Origin of the sequence: Alteromonas gracilis (genome assembly GCF_043642145.1) — a bacterium.
GTDB classification, from domain to species: domain Bacteria; phylum Pseudomonadota; class Gammaproteobacteria; order Enterobacterales; family Alteromonadaceae; genus Alteromonas; species Alteromonas gracilis_B.
The window spans coordinates 48,370-67,032 of sequence record NZ_JBHZRZ010000001.1 but is presented as its reverse complement, the minus strand read 5'-3'; the positions used below and the strand labels follow the sequence as shown (position 1 = coordinate 67,032).

Here is an 18,663-nt window from a genome sequence, read left to right as displayed (position 1 = left end):
AGAGTGGTATTTATGATTAGAAAAGTAGGAATTATCGCCGCAGCCTTGTCACTTGCTTTGTCAGGTGCAGGCGCGATGGCAAAAGTATCTGAAGCAGATGCGAATAAACTTGGTAATGAGCTAACGCCACTGGGCGCTGAAAAAGCGGGTAATGCTGATGGCTCCATTCCAGCATGGACCGGTGGTATCACTTCTGCACCTGCAGGGTACACGGTAGGCGACCACCACCCAGATCCGTACCCAGATGACAAAATGCTTTTTGAGATCACAGCTCAAAACTATAAAGAATATGCAGAGTTTTTATCTGAAGGTCAGAAAAAGCTTTTTGAAGCGTATCCTGACACGTTCCGCATGCCGGTATACCAAACACGTCGTTCAGCGTCTAACCCGCAAGCAATTTATGATGCAACGAAGGTAAACGCGACGCGCGCAGAGCTTTTAGATGACGGTAACGGAATTAAGGGTGCGGTTTTAGGTATTCCATTCCCGATTCCACAAGATGGCCTAGAGGCAATTTGGAACCACATTCTTCGCTATCGCGGTGAAGCGGTTCAGCGTAACGGCGGTCAAGCTGCGGTTACCACTGGTGGTGATTACAACGTAATCGGCTTTGATGAGCAGCTCTTAATCAAGTACGCTGAAGAAGGTGCTACACCTGAAAAGCTAACCGAAGAAAACGTTCTGTTCATGTTTAAACAAAAAGTGACAAAGCCTGCGCGTTTGGCTGGTACTGCACTACTTGTACATGAAACCGTTGACCAAGTAAAAGAGCCACGTAAAGCATGGACATACAACACCGGACAGCGTCGTGTACGTCTAGCGCCTAACATCGCTTACGATACACCAGGAACAGCAGCTGACGGCCTTCGTACCACCGACGATTTCGATATGTTTAACGGCTCTCCTAACCGTTATGACTGGAAGCTAGTGGGTAAGAAAGAAATGTATGTGGCGTATAACAACTATGCGCTTCATTCAGATAACGCGAAGTACGACGATATTCTTCAGCCAAACCACATAAATCCAGATTTAACACGTTGGGAAAAACACCGTGTTTGGGAAGTTGAAGCAACATTGAAAGATGGCTACCGCCATATTTATCAAAAGCGTGTTTTCTTCATTGATGAGGATAGCTGGCAAATTCAAGTTGCTGATATGTATGATAATCGTGGCGAACTTTATCGCGTTGGTGTAGCTTATGGCGTTAACTACTATGAAGTTCCTACACAGTGGTCAACGCTTGATGTTTACCACGACCTAAACTCACGTCGTTATCTAGCCATTGGTTTAGACAACGAAGAAGAGATGTACGACTTCACAGTTCGTCCTCGAGATGTGGAATTCACACCTCAAGCGTTACGACGAGAAGGTATGCGCTAATCACCTTACACAACAAACGGTTGGCAAATGCCAACCGTTTTTGTATGCAGACAATTATAAATAGGGGGAATGGTTAATTATGAAAAAAACCATTGCAGCGTGCATTGCCGCCACATTCGCAGTGAATTATTCTACTACTGCACTTGCCGAAGACGCATTCATGGCACCATTGGTTGAGCAATCTGTTCTGTTGGACATAGACGCTGATTCATTTGTCGTTATTGTCGGTGAACGCGGTCACGTGTTAGTTTCAGAAGATGGTAAGGCGTTTAATCAAAAACGCGTACCTACGCAATCAACGCTTACAGCAACCACGGTTGTGGGCGACAATATTTGGGCAGTGGGTCACGATGCTGTCATTCTTCATTCTTCAGATAAAGGCGAGACTTGGGAAATACAAAATTACCAACCCGAGCTCGAGCGTCCGTTTTTAGATGTTTTATTTTTTAATGAGCAGCAAGGTATAGCTGCTGGCGCCTACGGTCTTTTTTATCGCACGTTAGATGGTGGCAAGACTTGGACAGCCGAACGTCACGCCAGTCTATTAGATCCCATGGATCAAGAGTATTTAGAAGAGATTCGCAAAGAAGACGAAGACTTCTATCAACAAGAACTTGAATCTATTTTGCCACATTTAAATCGAGTCACACTCGATGGTGATACGCTTTACCTAGCGGGTGAAGCTGGCCTGTTAGCCAAGAGTACCAATTTAGGTGAATCTTGGGAGCGTTACTATGTTGACTATACGGGTTCATTTTTTGACATAAAACCATTAGACGAAAATACGGTGTTAGCAGTGGGTCTGCGTGGAAACATTTTTGTTAATAGAAACGAAAGTGAGTGGGAGTATGTGCAAACATGTTCAACCAGCACACTCAACTCTATTCTTATTGGCTCTGAGTCTAAAGTTTACGCATTGGGTAACAACGGTATGTTGGTTAGTGCAATGCGTCCATTGCCAACCAGTATGCGCGACCCTTATGCCACTCCATCAGATTGCGAGGCAGACGAGGGAATAGTCGTTTCACAAATTAAAGACAAAGCAGCGCTTTTAAATGCAACTCAGTTTAATGGCCAAAGTATTGCTGTTACAGCAAATGGCATTAAAACGTTGAATCTAAAATAGGGCAGTATAAGAACAATGACCCATTTTCTTGAAAAATTAGTGTTTGGCAATCGAAAAATAGTAGTGGCTTTGTTCGCTATTGCTACTGTGTTTCTGGGTTACCAAGCCTCACAAATGCGCCTAGACGCAGGTTTCGAAAAAAATATTCCGTTAAACCACGAATACATGAAAACCTATATTGAGCATCGTCAAGACTTCGGTGGCGCTAACAATATTTTAGTTTCAGTATGTGACAAAAACGACAATATATATAATCAAAACTTTTTCGACACACTTAAAAACGTTCACGACCAGTTGTTTTTCATCAACGGCGTGAACCGTTCATTGGTAATTTCGCTTTTCTCTCCTTCAACCCGTTTTACCGAAATTGTAGAAGGTGGTTTCGCTGGCGGTCCGGTGATCCCAGCAGATTTCAACTCTGCTAGCCCTGAAGCACTTGAATTAGTGGCTGCCAATGTTGAAAAAGCGAATATTGTTGGTAGACAGGTATCAAGTGACTACAGCTGTGCAATGGTCACGGCTCAACTGCTCGATATTGACCCTCAAACTGGTGAGCCGCTAAATACGTTAGCGTTAGCTGCCGAACTGGAGGAGCAGCTTCGCGGGCAGTATGAAGACGAAAACACATCAATTCATATCATCGGTTTCGCGAAAATGATTGGTGACGTGGCTGACGGTGCGAAAGACGTATTGATCTTTTTCGCCATTGCTATCGCCATTACGGCAATCATGGTGTACTTCTTCTCTAGAAGTATCATGCTTACGTTTCTTCCGCTGGTTTGTTCTATCATTGCCGTTATCTGGCAGCTAGGTTTACTAACATCAATTGGCTTCGGTATGGACCCTATGTCAATTTTGGTGCCGTTCCTTGTTTTTGCCATTGGTGTTAGCCATGGCGTACAAATGATCAACGCAGTTGAAAAACAAGCAGTAACAGGAATTGGTGCAAAGCGTGCTTCGATGGCTGCGTTTAGAAACCTACTGGTCCCTGGAGGTATCGCGTTACTGTCAGATACTGTTGGTTTTATGACCCTGTTGGTCATTGATATTGGCATAATCCGCGAACTCGCTATTACAGCAAGTATGGGTGTTGCAGTAATCATTCTTACCAACTTATTGTTACTTCCGGTTCTTATGAGCTTCTTAAAACTAGATAAAAAGTACGTTGAGAAGTTTGCAGGTAAGGAAAATGCTAATTCTAAGTTCTGGGAAGTTATAGCGGCTTGCTCACGTAAAAAGCCTGCTGCAGTTATTCTTGTTATAACTGCGATTTTGTTCGTGTTTGGTCATTACCAAGCTCAGAATATGAAAATAGGTGACTTGCATGCCGGTGCACCAGCGCTTCATGAGACGTCACGCTACAACCAAGATACTTTTCTGATTACCGACAAGTACGAAGTAACGGTCGATTACATTTCTATTCTGGTTGAAACTACACCAGAAGCTTGTACGTCACACAGCGTGATGAAGGCTATGGATGACTTCCAATGGAAAATGGAAAATGTTCAAGGTGTTCAATCAGCAGTGTCACTTGCGTCGGTAGCTAAAATCGTTAACGCTGGGTACAACGAGGGCAATGTAAAATGGCAAGTACTTCCACGTAATCAGCAAACGCTGGTACAGGCCATTTCTCGCGTACCGACATCGTCTGGATTGCTAAACGGTGATTGCTCAGTAATGCCTATCATCCTGTTTATGGAAGATCACAAAGCCGAAACGATTTCTCGTGTTGTAGATGCCGTTAAGGCTTACCGTGATGAATACCAAACAGACGATATGAAGTTTAGTCTTGCATCAGGCCCTGTAGGTGTTATGGCTGCAACAAACGAAGCAGTAAGTGCTGCACAAGACCCAATGATGCTTTATGTATTCGGCGCGGTGATTGCACTTTGTCTTATTAGCTTCCGGTCACTACGTGCCACTTTGGTTGTGGTTATCCCGCTGTACGTGGTATCAGTACTAGCCCAAGCCCTAATGACATACCTGCAAATTGGTCTCACCGTTTCTACGTTGCCAGTTATCGCACTAGGTGTGGGTATAGGTGTGGATTATGGTATTTATATTCTTTCTACTAAGAGCTTAATGTTGAAGAAAGGTGCAACTGTTCAAGAGGCTTATTTTGCAGCCCTTAAAGAACGTGGAAGCGCTGTGCTATTTACGGGTATAACGCTTGCCATTGGCGTAAGTACCTGGGTGTTCTCTTCACTTAAGTTCCAAATGGACATGGGTATATTGCTAACCTTCATGTTCGTTGTGAACATGCTTGGGGCAATAATTGTACTGCCTGCATTAGCAAGGTTCCTATGGTGGAACAAGAATGACCCTGATGCATAAAATATTTTTGCATAGCTACGCATAAAAAAGGGCCTTTAGGCCCTTTTTTTTGGGTGTTTTTTGCATACTTATCTATGCTGTTAATATAAGGTTAAAATTGGGCTTTCATTAGCGTCATTTATTAGAGAAAATAGTTAGGTACTCGACACTTATACCAAGTCACCTTGGTATTACGACATTCAAAAAAGGTTAACAAATGACAGTCACCTCACAGCGACACTCAGTACTGCTAGACAATGTATTTGCACTTATCGACAAAAAAGTAGATACCAAGCAGAAGTCTCTTGTGCAGCAATTCGGACGTCTGTTGTATAAAAACATTTCAAGCGATGATTTAGAAAATCGCAACGACAGCGACCTTTATGGTGCAACACTAAGTTTATGGAATGGTTTGGCGAAGTTTGAAAATACCACGCCTTACATTCGCGTATTCAATCCAGAAATAGCTAAACACGGTTGGAACTCAAGTCACACTATTGTTGAAATCATTGTGTCTGACATGCCATTTTTGGTTGACTCTGTGCGCATGTTACTTAACAGATTAAACATTACCGCTCATCTTTTTCTTCACAGTCCGATTGGCATTAAGCGCAACAGTGCAAACAAAGTTGAAGCGTTTGCTGAACCAGGAAAAACGATTGAAGGCGCTAAAAAAGAGACCGTTATCTTTATTGAAATCGACAGACAAACGTCGAAAAAAGATATTGATGCCTTAACTAAAGAACTTCATTCTGTCGTAGATGAAGTATCTCTGGCAGTACAAGATTGGCAGGGTATGACAAACACCTTGCAAGACGTCATCAAAAACAACGCTAAATACAACTGGCCTGTAGATGAAGAAACGGAAAAGCAGACCAAAGCTTACCTAGAATGGTTGAGTGACCATAACTTTACCATGATGGGGTACCGTTATTACGATGTGAAGGCTATAGAAGGCGACCATAGATGGATTCCGCAAAATGACACTAGCCTTGGCTTATTAAAGAATTCGATTAACGATCGTGAGCGCTTATTGTCACGATTGCCAGCGTCTGCAAGAGCAGAAGCACTCAGCAAAAATCCACTAATTTTAACGAAAACAAATTCACGCGCACGCGTACATCGTCCTGCATACATGGACTACGTTGGCGTAAAAGTCTTCAATAAAGAAGGTCAAGTTGTTGGTGAACACCGCTTCTTGGGCTTGTACTCAGCGTCGTTCTACAACAACAGCGTAACTCAGCTTCCTCTTTTACGAGAAAAAATTACGCGCATTTGTGAGTTGTCTGGTTTCGAGCCGGGTACTCATGCCTTTAAAGCATTTACGAATATCATTGAAACGTACCCGCGTGACGAATTGCTGCAAACGCCTGCAGAGGAACTTGCACAAATTGTTATGGGTATTTTCCAAATGCAGGAACGCGGCATCTCTCGTTTGTTTATTCGCAAAGATGTATTTGGTCGTTTCTTCTCATGCATGGTATTTGTGCCAAGAGAGCGCTATAACACCCAGTTACGTAAAGAAACCCAAGCGCTTCTTAAAGCGTCGTTAGGCGCAGCAGAAGAAGTGGAATTTACTACTTTCTTTTCTGAGTCTGTATATGCCCGAACGCATTACATTGCTAGAGTCAACGAAAACAACGCGGAATTCGATGTGAAGGAAATAGAGCAAAATATTATTGAGTTGACTAAAACTTGGAATGACAGACTGGCGTCGGCAATCACAGCTGCGCACGGTGAAGCATCAGGTAAAGCACTCGAACGTAAATATAACAATGCATTCTCTCGTAGCTATATGGAACACAACCTTCCTTCAGCTGCGCTAGTCGATATTGATAAATTAGAGATGCTAGATGACAACCATACATTAGATATGTTGTTCTATCGTCCTCAAGAAGAAGACGCTGACAGCCAAGTAGTTAAGCTAAAACTTTTCCATCGCGCTGAGCCGATTCACTTGTCAGACGTGTTACCTATGCTAGAAAATTTTGGGTTACGCGTAATCGACGAAAGCCCTTATAGAATAACGTGTTCAGAGGGTGAACGTAACTGGGTGATGGACTTCACCATGTTACATAAAAGCGGCCAGCATTTTGACATGGAAAATGCACAAATACTCTTCCAAGATGCGTTTGCCAAAGTGTGGTACAAAACACTAGAAGACGATGCGTTTAACCGCCTTATTCTTGGTGCAAACATGACAGGCCGCAAAGTTACAGTGCTGCGAGCTTATGCAAAATACATGCGCCAAACTGGAAGCTCGTTTAGCATAAACTACATTGCTAACACCCTTGCCAATTACCCTGACATTGCTCGTCTATTGGTTGATTTCTTTGACCAACGTTTTAATCCAAAGAAAAAACGCAACGAAAAGAAAGAAGACACGTTACTAGAGACCATTAAGGCTCAATTAGATAACGTAAGTAATCTTGATGACGACCGTATTATTCGTCGTTATTTAGACATGATGTCGGCAACATTGCGTACAAACTTCTATCAAACGGACGAAGCAGGCAACGAAAAGTCTTATGTTTCATTTAAGATGATGCCTGAACTGATTCCAGAAATGCCGCTGCCACTACCTAAATTCGAGATCTTCGTTTACAGCCCGCGGGTTGAAGGTGTACACCTTCGAGGTGGCAAAGTAGCACGTGGTGGGCTTCGTTGGTCTGACCGCCAAGAAGACTTCAGAACGGAAGTGCTTGGCCTGGTTAAAGCGCAGCAGGTGAAAAACACCGTGATAGTGCCTGTAGGGGCAAAAGGTGGTTTCGTTTGTAAAAACCTGCCTGTTGGTGAAGGCCGTGCAGCTATTCAAGCGGAAGGCCAGGCGTGTTATCGCACGTTCATCACAAGTTTGTTAGACATTACCGACAACATCGTTAACGGTGAAATCGTACCGCCAAAAGATGTGGTTCGCCTAGATGATGACGACCCTTACTTAGTTGTTGCGGCAGATAAAGGTACCGCCACGTTCTCTGATATCGCTAATGGTATTGCGGAAGATTTTGGCTTTTGGCTAGGTGATGCATTTGCTTCTGGCGGCAGTATTGGATACGACCACAAGAAGATGGGGATTACTGCTCGCGGTGGATGGGAGTCGGTAAAACGCCACTTTAGAGAAATTGGCGTTGACTGTCAGACTACTGATTTCTCGTGCGTTGGTGTAGGTGATATGGCCGGTGACGTATTTGGTAACGGCATGCTGCTTTCAGAGCACACGCGATTAATCGCAGCGTTTAACCATTTACATATTTTCTTCGACCCAAATCCAGATGCTGCTGAAAGCTATAAAGAGCGCAAGCGCTTGTTTGAAAACCCAAGCCTTAGCTGGGAAGACTACAACAGTAAGCTGATTTCAAAAGGCGGCGGTATATTCAGTCGTGCGTCTAAATCTATCAAGCTGACGCCAGAAATGAAAAAGTGGTTAGGCACGCGTCAGTTAACCATGACGCCAAACGAGCTTATTCATAACATTTTGAAAATGCCTGTCGACCTTCTTTGGAATGGCGGTATCGGTACCTATATCAAGAGTAAGAAAGAGTCTCACGCAGACGTTGGCGATCGTGCTAACGACGACTTGCGTGTTAATGGCCGCGACGTTCAAGCGAAAATTGTGGGCGAGGGTGGTAACTTAGGTTTAACTCAGTTAGGTCGTATCGAATATGCCTCTCACGGCGGCCGTGTTAACACTGACTTCATTGACAACGTAGGTGGTGTTGACTGTTCAGATAACGAAGTGAACATTAAGATTCTACTTAACAGCTTAGTGAACGACGGTGAACTAACCCTTAAGCAGCGCAACAAGCTTCTTTACGACATGACCGACGATGTAAGTCGCATTGTATTAAAAGACTGTTATCGTCAAACCCAGTCCATTTCAATCACAGAACTGTCTGGTGTGAAACTGTTAAAAGAACAACTTCGCTTCATTCACGGTCTTGAGCGAGAGGGCAAACTTAATCGCGAGCTAGAGTTCATTCCAAGTGATGACGAAATTTCAGATCGGGTGGCTACTGACCAAGGTTTAACCCGTCCTGAATTAAGCGTTCTAATAGCCTACGGCAAAATGGTGCTTAAAGACGCGCTAAATATTCCAGAAATTACTGACAACCCGTATCACGGAAAGTTATTGGTAGAAGCGTTCCCGCAAGTACTGCGCGAAAAGTTTGCAACACACATGCAGCAGCATCCGCTAAGAAGCGAAATTATCGCAACTAAGTTAACCAACAACATGGTTAACGATATGGGGCTTAACTTCGTGTTTAGAATGCAGGAAGAAACTGGCGCTAGTGTGAGTGAAATAGCTGACGCTTATGCCATTGTTCACGGTATCTTCAACATGAAGACGCTTTGGGCTAAAATTGAAGAGCTTGACAACGTAATACCGGCTACGCTTCAGCTGAAAATGCTAGAGGAAGCACGCAGAATCATGCGCCGTGCATCTCGTTGGTACATTCGTCACGGCAACAAGGCACAGACTATTGAAGAAGCCATTGCGAGCTATCGTGGCACATTTGATGATTTGGCGAAGAATCTGCAAAACTACCTTGTAGAAAGTGAGTATGCACAGCTCGAAGCAGCCACTCAGAAGTACATAGACAAAGGCGTACCTCAGGATATCGCCTATCAAGTTGCAAGTTTCTCTAACATGTTCTCTAGTTTCGACCTAGCGCAAATTGTAGAATCTGACAAACACAAAACAGACGTTGTGGCTAAGCTCTACTACCAGCTAGGATCAAGACTCGAGCTACACTGGTTCTTAGATCAGATTAACAATCAAGCTGTGAGTAACCATTGGCAAGCGCTGGCTCGCGCTTCATATCGTGAGGAGCTTGATTGGCAACAGCGCTCAATTGCGGCAAACTTATTAGCGTCCCGTGACGATGTGAATGATGCCGATCAAATTCTAGACGAGTGGATTGAAAGCAATCAGCTTTTACTTAAGCGCTGGTATCACATGATGTCTGAGTTTAAGACTAGTACAACGCACGAATTTGCGAAATTTTCTGTCGCTTTACGTGAATTGATGCTTTTAAGCGTGAAGTCTAACCATTAGAATATACGCACCTTAATTATTTAAGCCCTGTTCATCAGGGCTTTTTTATATATTAGCAATCAGCGAGCGTTTACAACGACCATGCAATCTCTAGTGCAAAAACTCTTACTTCAGTGTGAACCTGAAAAAAGTCACGATTTCACCATTAACTGGTTAAACAAGACCCAACATACTCCGCTGAAATGGATGTACAGCACGCCCACCATCCAAAAACCCGTAACCGTTGCCGGCATGACCTTTGATAATCCAGTTGGCCTTGCGGCAGGTCTCGATAAAAACGGAGACTGCATTGACGCGTTTGCTAACATGGGATTCGGTTTTGTTGAAATAGGTACGGTAACGCCGCGCCCTCAACCAGGAAATCCAAAGCCTCGGTTATTTAGAATTCCTGAAAAACACGCCATCATTAATCGCATGGGCTTTAATAATAAAGGCGTCGACCATCTTGTTGAGCAAGTTAAGCAAGCGCAATTCAAAGGGCCGATTGGAATAAATATAGGTAAAAACAAAGATACCGAAGAGGCAAGAGCGCTAGAAGATTACCTGATATGCCTTAATAAAGTTTATCCTTATGCCAGTTATGTCACTATCAATATCTCATCACCCAATACGCCAGGCCTAAGAAACCTTCAGTATGGTGAAGCGTTAGATAAATTACTTGCGGGCTTAAAAGCAGCTCAGGAAACCTTAACGCAAACCCACGGTAAATATGTACCACTATTTATTAAAATAGCGCCTGACTTGGGTGATGTTGAAATTGAAAGTATTGCTGCCTCACTTATTACAAGCAAAATGGACGGTGTTATCGCCACAAACACCACGCTCTCTCGTGATGCCGTAGAAGGATTAAAGCATGCCGATGAAATGGGGGGCTTGAGCGGTTCTGTAATGACTGACATGAGCTTAGAGGTAACGCGTAAGCTCAACAAAGCGCTCGATCGCGCTATTCCTATTATTGGCGTAGGGGGCATTGATTCACCAGAAGCGGCGCAAGCGCGACTAGATGCGGGAGCATCGCTGGTTCAGGTTTATTCCGCGTTTATATATCAAGGCCCATCGCTCGTTAAACGCATCGTAAACGCGTTATAATACTCCACAAAGAATTCTCTCGTGTGCATGTTTTATCAACGTAAAGCATGCACATAAAAAACAGGTAAATGAATGAATACTATTCTGGTTACGACCAGTCGCGGTCTTGACGAACTACTTAAGCAAGAAGTGCTAGACTTATGCCCTGATGCACAGATTAAGCAAGGGCCCGGTACCATAACGTTTGAAGGCACTAAGGAAGACGCATATAAACTTTGTTTATGGTCTCGCTTGGCAAACCGCGTTATTTGGGTGCTAGCATCGGGCAAAGCAGGTGATGCTGACGCGCTTTACAATACCGCAATGGGCGTTGACTGGCAGATGCAGATGGATTCACGTCATACGTTATCTGTACAGTTTATTGGAACCAACTTTGCTATTAAAAATACCCAGTTTGGCGCAGTACGCGTTAAAGATGCTATTGTCGATTCTTTCGTTGAGCAAGGGTTAGCGCGTCCATCTGTTGAACGTAAGAACCCTGATGTTTCGGTGTACGCAAGGTTGCATCGCGACAACGTGATTTTAGGTATCGATTTAGCCGGCGCGAGCTTGCACCAGCGTGCCTACAGACAAGAAACTGGCGATGCACCACTTAAAGAGCATATTGCAAGTGCCATGTTAATGCGAAGCGGCTGGACTGAAAACACCGATGCGCCGTTGGTTGATTTAATGTGTGGCTCAGGCACTATCGCTATTGAAGCGGCATACATCGCCCGAAACATCGCCCCTGGGATCAAACGTTCATACTGGGGTTTTAGCAAATGGCTAGGCCATGAAGAGACAGTATGGGACAGTCTTGTTGAACACGCTATTTCTGTGCAAAAACCAAGCTGTGGCGGTATTTACGCCGGTGACTTTAGCCGCAAAATGGTAGCCATTGCAAAAGCAAACGCCGATTTTGCCGGTGTATTTAACGATATTTCTTTTTCTCAGCAAGACGCCACTAAATCTTCTCCACCTGTAGCTACACCTGGGTATGTGGTATCAAATCCTCCGTACGGTGAACGACTAGGAGAACTTACGTCGCTAATTCCGCTATTTAGCGACTGGGGTAAACGCTTTAAAGAAGCGTGGAAAGGCTGGCATGTATCGCTGCTAAGCAGCAATCGTGATTTGCTGCGCGTGTTAAAGCTTCGCGCTACCAAAGACTATGCGATGAATAACGGTAAGTTAGAGTGTCGTTTAGCCAACTACGTGTTAGATGAACAAAACACAGTACAATTCACCGAAGATGCTGGTAATCATGAGTTTGCAAACCGTTTGAAGAAAAACCTCAAACGTATGAAAGGCTGGATAAAGAACGCTAACACCAATTGTTACCGTATTTACGACGCCGACCTGCCAGATTATAACGTGGCAGTAGACAGATACGGTGACTGGCTAGTTGTTCATGAGTACGCACCACCTAAAACCGTATCAGAAGATAAAGCGCGTAAACGCTTGCAAGAAGTACTGCTGCACTTACCTGCCGTTACTGGCGTGTCGCCCAAACACATTGCACTAAAAGTACGTAGCCAACAAAAAGGCACCAAGCAGTACGAGAAAATTAATCAATCTGGCGACATGATGGAAGTGTTCGAAAACGATGCACGGTTCCTTGTTAACCTAACAGATTATTTAGATACAGGTCTGTTCTTAGACCATCGTAATACCCGCCAAAAGGTTAAAGCGTTATCGAAAGACAAAGATGTACTGAACTTGTTTTCTTACACAGGAAGCGTATCGGTATTCGCAGCAAAAGGTGGGGCTAAATCAGTGACCACGGTAGATATGTCTAACACCTATCTTGAGTGGGCAAAGAAAAATGTCGCACTAAATAAATTAAATGGTCCTCACGCATTTATTCAGGCCGACTGCACCACATGGTTAGGTACGCATAAAGGTAAGTATGACTTAATTTTTATCGACCCGCCGTCGTTTTCAAACTCTAAGCGCATGCAAAATACATGGGATGTCCAACGGGATCACGTAAAAATGCTCACCGACGCTAAAGCATGTTTAAAAGAGCAGGGCATTATTGTGTTCTCAAACAACAAGCGTGGCTTTAAACTAGACGAGTCAGCCATAACAGCGCTTGGACTGTCAGTAGATAATATTACTAAAGACACAATTCCAGAGGATTTTGCCCGTAAAGGCAACATTCACCAATGCTGGATACTGCGTTCATGAAAATCTACTTCTATACCGGCCCCCAATGTAGCCTTTGTGATTTAGCTGATATCGAGCTTCAGCAAACGTCTATGTTCTCGTTACTTGATATCGAAAAAGTGAACATTCGCACAAGTACAGAGCTTTACCATTTGTACGGCGCACGAATACCTGTGCTTAAACGCGCAGACAATAATAAAGAAATTGGTTGGCCTTTTAGTACTGCCGATTTAGAGGAGTTTCTTCAGTGAGCATTTTGCAGTTAAAAAACATCACTGTTATTTACGGAAATCCGCCGCTTTTAGACGGCGTTGAATTGGTTGTTCAACCTAAAGAACGCGTATGTTTAGTGGGGCGAAACGGAAGCGGTAAATCAACGCTAATGAAAGTCATTGCTGGCGATATTATTGCCGATGACGGTCAGCGAATTATCGAAAATAATACCGTAATCGCGCGCTTAGAGCAGGATCCTCCGCAAACTACCGACGTGACGCTTTTCGACTATGTTGCAGAAGGGTTATCCGATGTTGGTGAAACACTGAAAGCTTATTTTCATCAAACCCGGATTGTTGGAGAGGATCCAAGCGAGGCAAATCTCAATAAGCTCCAGCGCTTGCAAGAACAATTAGAAGCCAGAGATGCGTGGCAATTTGAGCAACAAATTGAGCAAACGCTTACCATGCTGAAGTTAGACCCTGAGATATCGCTATCTACTTTATCTGGGGGCTGGCGGAGAAAAGCAGCCTTGGCACGTGCGCTCGTACGCCAGCCTGATTTGCTATTGTTAGACGAACCGACAAACCACCTTGATATCGAAATGATCCGTTGGCTTGAATCAAGTTTAAGCAATTATCAAGGCGCCATAGTGTTTGTGAGCCACGACCGTGCGTTTATACGTGAAATGGCTACGCGTATTGTTGATCTTGATAGAGGCACAGTTACAAGCTACCCAGGGAACTACGAAACCTACCTTGAGAAGAAGCAACACGACCTAGAAGTTGAAGCGTCACAAAACGCTGAGTTCGATAAAAAGCTCGCACAAGAAGAAGTGTGGATTCGACAAGGAATTAAGGCACGTCGTACTCGTAATGAAGGCCGTGTGCGAGCACTTAAGAAATTACGCGAAGAGCGTAAAGCCCGTCGAGCGGTTCAAGGTAATGCAGTGGTAAGCCAGCATCAGGGCGCGCGCTCTGGGAAGATGGTATTTGAAGTTAAAGATTTAAGCTACAGCATTGAAGGCAAACCAATTGTGAAAGGTTTGAACCTAAATGTTTTACGCGGCGACAAACTTGCGTTAATTGGCCCTAACGGAAGCGGTAAGAGTACCCTTATAAAGCTATTGCTAGGCGAACTTCAGCCTGATAATGGCAATTGTAAACAAGGGACTAATTTAGAAGTTGCCTACTTTGATCAACACCGTCACGGCTTAGATTTAGAAAAAACAGTCATTGATGCCGTTGGTGATGGTAAACGCGACCTTATGGTTAATGGCCACCCGCGCCATGTCATTAGTTACTTGCAAGATTATTTGTTTACCCCAGAACGCGTGAACGCACCGGTTAAGTCGTTATCAGGTGGCGAAAAGAACCGTCTAATGTTGGCCAAACTCATGCTTAAGCCAAGCAATGTTTTGGTACTGGATGAGCCCACCAACGACCTTGATGTTGAAACCCTAGAAATGCTTGAAACCTTGCTTAATGAGTACACGGGCACTGTGCTTCTAGTGAGCCATGACAGGGAATTTGTTGATAACGTAGCAAATAGCAGCGTGGTATTCGAAGGTAATGGGTTACTGAGAGAATTCATTGGGGGTTTCACTGACGTAGAAAACTGGTATAAAGAGCAACAAGAAAAACGTCAGCAAATTGAAAAAGAAGAAAAAGCCAAGGTAAAGAATGAAACTAATCTAACTTCAGACAGTCCTAGTGCTAAGTCTTCTCCCCGTAAGACGAAAAAGCTATCATACAAAGATCAGCGTGAACTTGAGTCCTTACCGAAAGAGCTTGAAGCGCTTGAGGAAGAACTTGAAGCTATGCAAGAGAAGGTCAACAACCCAGACTTTTTCAAACAAGACAGCGACGTGACTGCCAAGGCTTTAGCCGAACTGGCAGAAAAAGAAGAATTACTTTCCCAGAAATATGCGCGCTGGGATGAACTAGAAAGTATGCTGGAAGATAATCAGCAGTAAATAGGATTTTAAATGAAACGAACTCAGCTTGCCGCCGCCGTTCTGTTGGCAACAGGAAGTGTTTCGGCATTTGCCGCGACCTATTCAGTGACGCCTCTTCCTTTACAGGATACCGCAAGAAACAATTTCGGTCGTTCTATTGATAACGCAGGCAAAATGTTGTCTGTCGCTCAACTTGAATTTAATCCACCTGTTGATATACAGCAACTTGAGGATGACACAAGCTTCTTTGAACAATTTGGTGAAAATTTGGACAGCGAAGATGACGTTCGCCAAGGGGTTTTTACCGACAGAGATTACAACGCCATCGTCAATTATCTTGTTACTACCCCAGCTCGTTTTGCTGGGCAGAGACTGGCGACATTTAGAACGTATGAAACTGATACACAAGACTTTTCCTTAGTGCCAGGTTTAGACAGAGTTACCGACAAGTTTAACGATTACACTCAATCAGTTGAGACGATAGGCCGTGACAGCCTAAATGGTGATTATATTGTGGGTGACTCTACCGCTTTTGTCGTTCTCGATTCTTATGAAAATCAAAACGGTGACACGTTAAACTACACATACCCAGAATCGGCTGAACAGGGTTTTGTTCAAGTTTCAAGCGAAACAAAAGTTCTACCTGCAATTGATACAACAGCGGGAGGTTTTTCCTCTGCTCGAGCAATAAACGCAAATCTGCAAGTTGCAGGGTTCAGTACCGTCAGCTTTCAAAGCGACATAACTGATTCTGTAGAAGCTTGTGCAGATGATGAAGAACGCGCTGATATTCCAGAAGGCCGTTGTTTATTCGCTATTTATAATGGCGCTTTCAATGTTCCGCGTATATCTAGGGCGTTTATTAACTCATCAACAGACTTCTTGCCTCGATTCGTGCTTTTCTCTGAAGTGAATGCAACAGTATGGCAACTTGACGTGAATGGCGATGTGATAAGCACTGACACCTATCCATTATTGTTTGAGCCTGCTGAAGATGATGTGCAGCATTATTATACATACGCTTACGATATTAACTCACAAGGTATGGCAGTAGGTGAAGGGTTAACGGGTGAGCGCGTTGTAATCACTCGCCCAGGTACATCTGGCCGAACGGAAAGTGAGCGCGTTGCAACCGTGTTTAGAGACGGTGAGACAATTGAGCTTCTTCCTAGAGACGAAAATATTCTTAGTCAAGCCATCGCAATAAATGATGAGAATTGGGTAACTGGTGCGATTCTACGCTCGCAGAGTGATATCGCTCGCTCTAGAATGTTTGTTTACAACCTAGACACACAAGAAGCGCAATACCCTGATGGCTTCTTTGTCAGCGCTGGCGTAACGGCTAATGCGATTAACAACAATAATATCGTTGTTGGAAAGGGCGATGTGACTGCTACAAGCGATGCATTGCGTGAAACAGCAGCTTTCATGTACAACATTAATACTGAAGAATTTACTGACTTAAATGATTTAGTTGCGTGTGATAGCCCCTACGAATTGATTGAAGCCGTTGATATAAACGACGACAATGAAATTATTGCGAACGCAAGGGTTAAGACAACCAATAAGTACATAACGGGCAATGAAATTATCGACGATAATGGCGAAACCGAAGAAATCGACTCTATCATTGCCGTTAAGCTTTCACCTTTAGCAAACGGCGCTGTTGATGAATGTGAAATACCAGAAGATGAACGTCCGTACGAGCGTGAGGGCGCTTCAACAGGATGGCTAGCTTTGCTAAGCCTTTTTTCTGCAGCATTTATTCGCAGAAAGATTAAGAAATAACTGACTAGCTGGTCAATACTTAAGCAAAGAAAAAGAAGCCACGATCATGTGGCTTTTTTTATGCCCAAATAATGTAAAAATCACATTCTTTATGCATAAAAAATGTAACATAAATTTCATATAAACTTCATTTATTTAAACATTGTCAACCCCTTTTGCTTTATATTTTTCTTGAACCATTTAGTTAAATGCACTATCAAAGTAATGTACGCAATCACTTTTCCGGCACTATCAACCGAAATGATGTAGAGCGCTCGAGAAAATGATTTGTTGTACTTTCAACAAACAAAAGAGGCTAATCAATGAAAAGACAAAAAAGAGATAAACTGACTCGCGCACATTCGAAAGGCTATCAAGCTGGTATTAGCGGTCGTTCAAAGGAAAATTGTCCATTTCAGCAAAACGATGCACGTTCACAGTGGTTAGGTGGATGGCGTGAAGCGGTAGAAGATAGACACTTAGGTTTAAGTGTTAAATAACACTTCTCTTTTATGAACTGATTAAGCAAAAGGAAAGCCCCTGAAAAGGGGCTTTTTCGTGGCTTGAATTCAAGCTGCTAGTACACGATGCAACTGAATGTTAGAAGTTTGATGTGTCTTGAAATAAGCCAACCTTAAGATCTTTCGCAACGTAGATCTCACGACCATCAACTTCAACTGAACCATCAGCCATGCCCATGAAAAGTTTACGTTTTATTACGCGTTTCATCGTAATTTTATAGGTAACTTTTTTCGCTGTCGGCAGAATTTGACCCGTAAACTTAACTTCGCCTACGCCTAATGCTCGGCCTTTACCCGGGCCACCGCTCCAACCTAAGAAGAAGCCGACCAGCTGCCACATTGCGTCTAACCCAAGGCAACCGGGCATAACTGGATCACCAGGGAAATGGCAATCAAAGAACCATAAATCAGGCGTTATATCCAATTCGGCAATTATCTCACCTTTACCGTGTTCGCCACCATCTTCGGTAATTGAGACGACCCTATCCATCATTAGCATGTTCGGCGCGGGCAACTGGCTGTTACCTGGACCAAACATTTCACCGCGGCTACACGCCAATAAATCTTCTTTGGTAAAACTATTTTTCTTCTCTGACATTCCCAACTCATTGTTGTTGTTAAAGTGACATAACTAATTTAGCGAACACTTGTACGCCAAACAACTCTGAACAGTCATTTTTCTGAAGAAAAACGCGTGCTACTATAGCTTCTCTTACTTCTATTCGTCTAAATATTATTCGCAGGAACGATATTTAAACAGCCTTTACCCTAAGCTCTACAATAAAGTAACTTTGTGTGAAAACTATGACAGAACAAACAACAAAAAAAACAATCAAGAAAAGTCCTGAAGAAAGAGCTAAAGCGAATGCTGACAAGCAGCGCCGTTTCAGAGAGCGGCAAAAAGATGCTGGAAAAAAGCTGGTCAGGGGATACGTGAGTCCTGAAGCCAAAGCCTGCTACGACGAAATTCGTGACAAAACGGGTTGGACTGACAGTGAAGCTATGTCCAACGCCATGAGATTAATGTATGCGGCGTATAAATGCGGACAAATTAAATTGCTTAACGAGTGGCTTAGAAAAAATAACCGTTAAG

Annotated in this window: 12 protein-coding genes; 11 read left to right on the top strand and 1 reads right to left on the bottom strand. The window is 43.6% G+C overall.

Features of this window, described 5'->3' with window-relative positions; genetic code table 11:
- The first annotated feature begins 12 nt into the window (after positions 1 to 12).
- From ACHUFN_RS00315 to rmf, 10 genes are all read left to right on the top strand, one after another.
- On the top strand, positions 13 to 1,380 hold the full coding sequence (locus ACHUFN_RS00315; RefSeq protein ID WP_394220265.1) for a DUF1329 domain-containing protein: 1,368 nt from the start codon (positions 13 to 15) through the stop codon (positions 1,378 to 1,380).
- A 79-nt stretch (positions 1,381 to 1,459) separates the two neighbouring features.
- Positions 1,460 to 2,506 (top strand): WD40/YVTN/BNR-like repeat-containing protein, encoded by a 1,047-nt coding sequence (locus tag ACHUFN_RS00310; protein WP_394220264.1) that lies wholly within the window; start codon positions 1,460 to 1,462, stop codon positions 2,504 to 2,506.
- A gap of 15 nt (positions 2,507 to 2,521) precedes the next feature.
- Positions 2,522 to 4,840, top strand: a complete 2,319-nt coding sequence (locus ACHUFN_RS00305; RefSeq protein WP_394220263.1) for an efflux RND transporter permease subunit — start codon at positions 2,522 to 2,524, stop codon at positions 4,838 to 4,840.
- A gap of 196 nt (positions 4,841 to 5,036) precedes the next feature.
- Positions 5,037 to 9,875, top strand: a complete 4,839-nt coding sequence (locus ACHUFN_RS00300) for an NAD-glutamate dehydrogenase (RefSeq protein ID WP_394220261.1) — start codon at positions 5,037 to 5,039, stop codon at positions 9,873 to 9,875.
- Positions 9,876 to 9,956: 81 nt separating this feature from the next.
- Positions 9,957 to 10,964: a quinone-dependent dihydroorotate dehydrogenase gene (gene pyrD, locus ACHUFN_RS00295; RefSeq protein WP_394220260.1), complete on the top strand. Its 1,008-nt coding sequence runs from the start codon at positions 9,957 to 9,959 to the stop codon at positions 10,962 to 10,964.
- Between the two features lie 72 nt (positions 10,965 to 11,036).
- Positions 11,037 to 13,133, top strand: a complete 2,097-nt coding sequence (rlmKL, locus tag ACHUFN_RS00290) for a bifunctional 23S rRNA (guanine(2069)-N(7))-methyltransferase RlmK/23S rRNA (guanine(2445)-N(2))-methyltransferase RlmL (RefSeq protein WP_394220259.1) — start codon at positions 11,037 to 11,039, stop codon at positions 13,131 to 13,133.
- A complete protein-coding gene (locus ACHUFN_RS00285; RefSeq protein WP_394220258.1) occupies positions 13,130 to 13,363 on the top strand; it encodes a glutaredoxin family protein in 234 nt (77 codons plus the stop codon). Before rlmKL ends, ACHUFN_RS00285 begins: the two co-directional genes overlap by 4 nt.
- A complete protein-coding gene (gene uup / locus ACHUFN_RS00280; protein WP_394220257.1) occupies positions 13,360 to 15,300 on the top strand; it encodes an ATP-binding cassette ATPase Uup in 1,941 nt (646 codons plus the stop codon). Before ACHUFN_RS00285 ends, uup begins: the two co-directional genes overlap by 4 nt.
- A 12-nt stretch (positions 15,301 to 15,312) precedes the next feature.
- Positions 15,313 to 17,070: a DUF3466 family protein gene (locus tag ACHUFN_RS00275; protein ID WP_394220256.1), complete on the top strand. Its 1,758-nt coding sequence runs from the start codon at positions 15,313 to 15,315 to the stop codon at positions 17,068 to 17,070.
- Between the two features lie 302 nt (positions 17,071 to 17,372).
- On the top strand, positions 17,373 to 17,549 hold the full coding sequence (gene rmf / locus ACHUFN_RS00270) for a ribosome modulation factor (protein ID WP_014949558.1): 177 nt from the start codon (positions 17,373 to 17,375) through the stop codon (positions 17,547 to 17,549).
- 100 nt (positions 17,550 to 17,649) lie between these two features.
- On the opposite strand, the gene fabA is transcribed toward rmf, so the two are convergent.
- A complete protein-coding gene (gene fabA / locus ACHUFN_RS00265; RefSeq protein ID WP_394220255.1) occupies positions 17,650 to 18,168 on the bottom strand; it encodes a bifunctional 3-hydroxydecanoyl-ACP dehydratase/trans-2-decenoyl-ACP isomerase in 519 nt (172 codons plus the stop codon).
- Between the two features lie 206 nt (positions 18,169 to 18,374).
- Between fabA and ACHUFN_RS00260 the strand changes: the two genes are divergently transcribed.
- Positions 18,375 to 18,662 (top strand): hypothetical protein, encoded by a 288-nt coding sequence (locus ACHUFN_RS00260; protein ID WP_394221019.1) that lies wholly within the window; start codon positions 18,375 to 18,377, stop codon positions 18,660 to 18,662.
- Position 18,663: the final 1 nt, after the last annotated feature.

Excerpts from the sequence above, each read along its gene's own strand:
- ACHUFN_RS00315 (WP_394220265.1), top strand. The coding sequence starts at position 13 with ATGATTAGAAAAGTAGGAATTATCGCCGCAGCCTTGTCACTTGCTTTG.
- ACHUFN_RS00260 (WP_394221019.1), top strand. The coding sequence starts at position 18,375 with ATGACAGAACAAACAACAAAAAAAACAATCAAGAAAAGTCCTGAAGAA.
- fabA (WP_394220255.1), bottom strand. The coding sequence starts at position 18,168 with ATGTCAGAGAAGAAAAATAGTTTTACCAAAGAAGATTTATTGGCGTGT.
- rlmKL (WP_394220259.1), top strand. The coding sequence starts at position 11,037 with ATGAATACTATTCTGGTTACGACCAGTCGCGGTCTTGACGAACTACTT.
- pyrD (WP_394220260.1), top strand. The coding sequence starts at position 9,957 with ATGCAATCTCTAGTGCAAAAACTCTTACTTCAGTGTGAACCTGAAAAA.
- ACHUFN_RS00275 (WP_394220256.1), top strand. The coding sequence starts at position 15,313 with ATGAAACGAACTCAGCTTGCCGCCGCCGTTCTGTTGGCAACAGGAAGT.
- ACHUFN_RS00285 (WP_394220258.1), top strand. The coding sequence starts at position 13,130 with ATGAAAATCTACTTCTATACCGGCCCCCAATGTAGCCTTTGTGATTTA.
- ACHUFN_RS00305 (WP_394220263.1), top strand. The coding sequence starts at position 2,522 with ATGACCCATTTTCTTGAAAAATTAGTGTTTGGCAATCGAAAAATAGTA.
- rmf (WP_014949558.1), top strand. The coding sequence starts at position 17,373 with ATGAAAAGACAAAAAAGAGATAAACTGACTCGCGCACATTCGAAAGGC.
- ACHUFN_RS00310 (WP_394220264.1), top strand. The coding sequence starts at position 1,460 with ATGAAAAAAACCATTGCAGCGTGCATTGCCGCCACATTCGCAGTGAAT.
- ACHUFN_RS00300 (WP_394220261.1), top strand. The coding sequence starts at position 5,037 with ATGACAGTCACCTCACAGCGACACTCAGTACTGCTAGACAATGTATTT.